Origin of the sequence: Corynebacterium sp. AOP36-E1-14 (assembly GCF_052377495.1) — a bacterium.
In the GTDB taxonomy this organism is placed as follows: Bacteria; Actinomycetota; Actinomycetes; order Mycobacteriales; family Mycobacteriaceae; genus Corynebacterium.
Genome location: NZ_JBQSWV010000056.1, coordinates 1 through 5427, shown reverse-complemented (window position 1 = coordinate 5427; position 5427 = coordinate 1). Strand labels below are relative to the sequence as shown.

The following is a 5427-nucleotide window of genomic DNA, read 5'->3' as shown; positions in this document are numbered from 1 at the left end:
GTTTAAATGCCGGCGGCGACCTACTCTCCCACACCCTCCCGGGTGCAGTACCATCGGCGCAGGCAGGCTTAGCTTCCGGGTTCGGAAAGGGACCGGGCGTGACCCCGCCGCTAAAACCACCGACAAACACAACAGAACAAAACACACACCCACCAACAACGGTGGTGTGCTGTGCCGTTCCAGACACTGCACAATGGACGCGAATCAACAAATCTTACACAGCAGAATCACTCGTTAACTAATGTTATCCTCGGTCAATTAGTACCGGTCACCTCCAACACTCACATGCTGTCCAGATCCGGCCTATCAACCCCGTAGTCTACAGGGAACCTCAAACGAAACCTCATCTCGAAACAGGCTTCCCGCTTAGATGCTTTCAGCGGTTATCCCTCCCATACGTAGCCAACCAGCCATGCCACGGGCGTGACAACTGGCCCACCAGAGGTATGTCCAACCCGGTCCTCTCGTACTAGGGTCAGCCTTTCTCAAGTTTCAACGCGCACGGCGGATAGAGACCGAACTGTCTCACGACGTTCTAAACCCAGCTCGCGTGCCGCTTTAATGGGCGAACAGCCCAACCCTTGGGACCAACTCCAGCCCCAGGATGCGACGAGCCGACATCGAGGTGCCAAACCATCCCGTCGATATGGACTCTTGGGGAAGATCAGCCTGTTATCCCCGGGGTACCTTTTATCCGTTGAGCGACACCGCTTCCACAAGCCGGTGCCGGATCACTAGTCCCTACTTTCGTACCTGCTCGACCTGTCAGTCTCACAGTCAAGCTCCCTTGTGCACTTACACTCAACACCTGATTACCAACCAGGCTGAGGGAACCTTTGGGCGCCTCCGTTACTCTTTGGGAGGCAACCGCCCCAGTTAAACTACCCACCAGGCACTGTCCCTAACCCAGATCATGGGCCGAGGTTCAGATGTCCAGCACGATCAGAGTGGTATTTCAACAACGACTCCACAACCACTAGCGTGGCCGCTTCACAGTCTCCCACCTATCCTACACAAACCGAACCGAACACCAATACCAAGCTATAGTGAAGGTCCCGGGGTCTTTTCGTCCTGCCGCGCGTAACGAGCATCTTTACTCGTACTGCAATTTCGCCGGGCCTGTGGTTGAGACAGCAGGGAAGTCGTTACGCCATTCGTGCAGGTCGGAACTTACCCGACAAGGAATTTCGCTACCTTAGGATGGTTATAGTTACCACCGCCGTTTACTGGGGCTTAAATTCTCCGCTTCGAACCGAAGTCCTAACAGGTCCTCTTAACCTTCCAGCACCGGGCAGGCGTCAGTCCGTATACATCGACTTAGCGTCTTCGCACGGACCTGTGTTTTTAGTAAACAGTCGCTTCCCTCTATCCTCTGCGACCCACACCAGCTCACAACCGTAAAGATCGATCACCAGCACGGGCCCCCCTTCTCCCGAAGTTACGGGGGCATTTTGCCGAGTTCCTTAACCACAGTTCACCCGATCGCCTTAGTATTCTCTACCTGACCACCTGTGTCGGTTTGGGGTACGGGCCGAATGTGCACATCGCTAGAGGCTTTTCTCGACAGCATAGGATCACCGACATCCCCGCAAACGGGTACGCATCACGCCTCACCCATAATGAACCCCGGATTTACCTGGGGCTCGGGCCACACGCTTACACCACAATCCAATAAGTGGCTCGGCTACCTTCCTGCGTCACCCCATCACTTGGCTACTACCAGCTCAGGTCCCACGCATCCACACAACGAGAGCCACAAAGTGACCCACACCGTGCTTCAGGGCGGTTAGTATCGCTGATTCACCATGGTCGCACACACACGGGTACGGGAATATCAACCCGTTATCCATCGACTACGCCTGTCGGCCTCGCCTTAGGCCCCGACTCACCCTGGGAAGATTAACTTGACCCAGGAACCCTTGGTCATCCGGCGGATGAGGTTCTCACTCATCATTCGCTACTCATGCCTGCATTCTCACTCGCATAGCGTCCAGCACTGGGTCACCCCGCACCTTCACTCGCTACACGACGCTCCCCTACCAACCCACACACAAGTGTGAGTTCCGCGGCTTCGGCGGTGTACTTGAGCCCCACTACATTGTCGGCGCAGAACCACTCGACCAGTGAGCTATTACGCACTCTTTCAAGGATGGCTGCTTCTAAGCCAACCTCCTGGCTGTCTTCGCGATCCCACATCCTTTTCCACTTAGTACACCCTTAGGGGCCTTAGCCGGCGATCTGGGCTGTTTCCCTCTCGACCACGAAGCTTATCCCCCGCAGTCTCACTGCCGCGCTCTCACTTACCGGCATTCGGAGTTTGGCTGATGTCGCTAAGATGGTAGTCCCGCTAAACCAACCAGTAGCTCTACCTCCGGCAAGAAACACACGACGCTGCACCTAAATGCATTTCGGGGAGAACCAGCTATCACGGAGTTTGATTGGCCTTTCACCCCTACCCACAACTCATCCCCTCAGTTTTCAACCTAAGTGGGTTCGCGCCTCCACGACGTCTTACCGTCGCTTCACACTGGCCATGGGTAGATCACCCCGCTTCGGGTCCAGGACACGCCACTAACAACACACTAGTTAGTATTCGCTTTCGCTACGGCTACCCCACACGGGTTAACCTCGCGACGTGCCGCTGACTCGCAGGCTCATTCTTCAAAAGGCACGCCATCACCCCACAAGGAGGCTCTGACGGATTGTAGGCACACGGTTTCAGGTACTATTTCACTCCCCTCCCGGGGTACTTTTCACCATTCCCTCACGGTACTAATCCGCTATCGGTCACAACAAGTATTCAGGCTTACCGGGTGGTCCCGGCAGATTCACAGCAGATTCCACGAGCCCGCTGCTACTCGGGGACACTCGCAACCCACACACACGATGCTTTCACGTACCGGACTCTCACCGTCTACGGCAGGCCATTCCAAACCACTTCCGCTAACACCACGCGCACAGGCGGCAGGCTGACAGACCCACCACACAAGACCCCACAACACCCCACATGCAACCCCTGTCAGGTATCACACACATGAAGTTTAGCCACCATCCGATTTCGCTCGCCGCTACTCTCGGAATCACTATTGTTTTCTTCTCCTACGGGTACTGAGATGTTTCACTTCCCCGCGTTCCCTCCACACCAGCTATACATTCACAGGTGGGTGACCGTGCATAACCACGGCCGGGTTTCCCCATTCGGACATCCTCGGATCAACGCTCAGTTGGCAACTCCCCGAGGCATTTCGCAGCCTCTCACGTCCTTCATCGGCTCATTGTGCCAAGGCATCCACCGTGCGCCCTTAACAGACAACACTAAAACAAAAAGATGACTCTACAAAAATTGCATAAAATAAAGAAGATACTCGCGTCCACTATACAGTTCTCAAACAACACGACACCCGAGCCAGCAACCACCGCACACACAAGCACGACAGCACCACCATCAAGCGCCCACAAAAGGAGCATGCTGCTCCAGACACCCAACACCGCAACAAAACCAAACAACCCCTGCCACACCACATGAAGCCATGCGACTAAACAAACGATGATCCAGACATGATCTCCACCCGGATTCAAAAGCAGACTACGCAATGACCCACCACACGGTGAGCCCAAAGGCCTGCAACCAAAAAGCTCCTTAGAAAGGAGGTGATCCAGCCGCACCTTCCGGTACGGCTACCTTGTTACGACTTCGTCCCAATCGCCGATCCCACCTTCGACAGCTCCCTAACGAGTTTGGGCCACTGGCTTCGGGTGTTACCAACTTTCATGACGTGACGGGCGGTGTGTACAAGGCCCGGGAACGTATTCACCGCAGCGTTGCTGATCTGCGATTACTAGCGACTCCGACTTCATGGAGTCGAGTTGCAGACTCCAATCCGAACTGAGACCGGCTTTACGGGATTAGCTCCGCCTCACGGCATCGCAACCCACTGTACCGACCATTGTAGCATGTGTGAAGCCCTGGACATAAGGGGCATGATGATTTGACGTCATCCCCACCTTCCTCCGAGTTAACCCCGGCAGTCTCTCGCGAGTCCCCACCATTACGTGCTGGCAACACAAGACAAGGGTTGCGCTCGTTGCGGGACTTAACCCAACATCTCACGACACGAGCTGACGACAACCATGCACCACCTGTATACAGACCACAAGGGAAAACACATCTCTGTGCCGATCCTGCATATGTCAAGCCCAGGTAAGGTTCTTCGCGTTGCATCGAATTAATCCACATGCTCCGCCGCTTGTGCGGGCCCCCGTCAATTCCTTTGAGTTTTAGCCTTGCGGCCGTACTCCCCAGGCGGGGCGCTTAATGCGTTAGCTACGGCACGGAAGTCGTGGAAGACCCCCACACCTAGCGCCCACCGTTTACGGCATGGACTACCAGGGTATCTAATCCTGTTCGCTACCCATGCTTTCGCTCCTCAGCGTCAGTAACTGCCCAGAGACCTGCCTTCGCCATCGGTGTTCCTCCTGATATCTGCGCATTTCACCGCTACACCAGGAATTCCAGTCTCCCCTACAGTACTCAAGTTATGCCCGTATCGCCTGCACGCCCGGAGTTAAGCCCCGGAATTTCACAGACGACGTGACAAACCACCTACGAGCTCTTTACGCCCAGTAATTCCGGACAACGCTCGCACCCTACGTATTACCGCGGCTGCTGGCACGTAGTTAGCCGGTGCTTCTTCTACCACTACCGTCACTCTCGCTTCGTCATGGTTGAAAGGAGTTTACAACCCGAAGGCCTTCATCCCCCACGCGGCGTCGCTGCATCAGGCTTGCGCCCATTGTGCAATATTCCCCACTGCTGCCTCCCGTAGGAGTCTGGGCCGTGTCTCAGTCCCAATGTGGCCGTCCACCCTCTCAGGCCGGCTACCCGTCGACGCCTTGGTAGGCCATTACCCCACCAACAAGCTGATAGGCCGCGGGCTCATCCTGCACCGAAAAACTTTCCACCACCGACACTAAACGATGGTACTATCCGGTATTAGACCCAGTTTCCCAGGCTTATCCCGAAGTGCAGGGCAGATCACCCACGTGTTACTCACCCGTTCGCCACTCGAGTACCCTGCAAGCAGGGCCTTTCCGTTCGACTTGCATGTGTTAAGCACGCCGCCAGCGTTCGTCCTGAGCCAGGATCAAACTCTCCATAAAAGCATATCAGCTCTATAAAAAGCCTGAACATACTGGCAAAATAAAAAAATACTGAACTACTGACAAAAAATGTCAACATCGATCCCACCACGGGGGTGGCGGAACCGACAACCGTCAACACCAATCAGCAGCACAATAAGAAAAGAACGATATTTAACAAGCAATCACGCTTGCCGGTACCATTCCAAACCACCGCGCCACACAACCGGTGCGACAAAAATTGCTTGGTTTGTTACGCTATTGAGTTCTCAAACAACACACGCACAC

Annotated in this window: 3 rRNA genes; all 3 read right to left on the bottom strand. The window is 55.0% G+C overall.

Features of this window, described 5'->3' with window-relative positions:
- Nucleotides 1-7: 7 nt before the first annotated feature.
- Nucleotides 8-124: ribosomal RNA gene (gene rrf / locus ACT3TD_RS14565) — 5S ribosomal RNA — on the bottom strand.
- Nucleotides 125-239: 115 nt separating this feature from the next.
- A 23S ribosomal RNA gene (locus tag ACT3TD_RS14560) occupies nt 240-3316 on the bottom strand.
- Nucleotides 3317-3644: 328 nt separating this feature from the next.
- Nucleotides 3645-5160: ribosomal RNA gene (locus ACT3TD_RS14555) — 16S ribosomal RNA — on the bottom strand.
- Together the 16S, 23S and 5S rRNA genes form the textbook arrangement of a ribosomal RNA operon.
- Between the last annotated feature and the right edge of the window lie 267 nt (nt 5161-5427).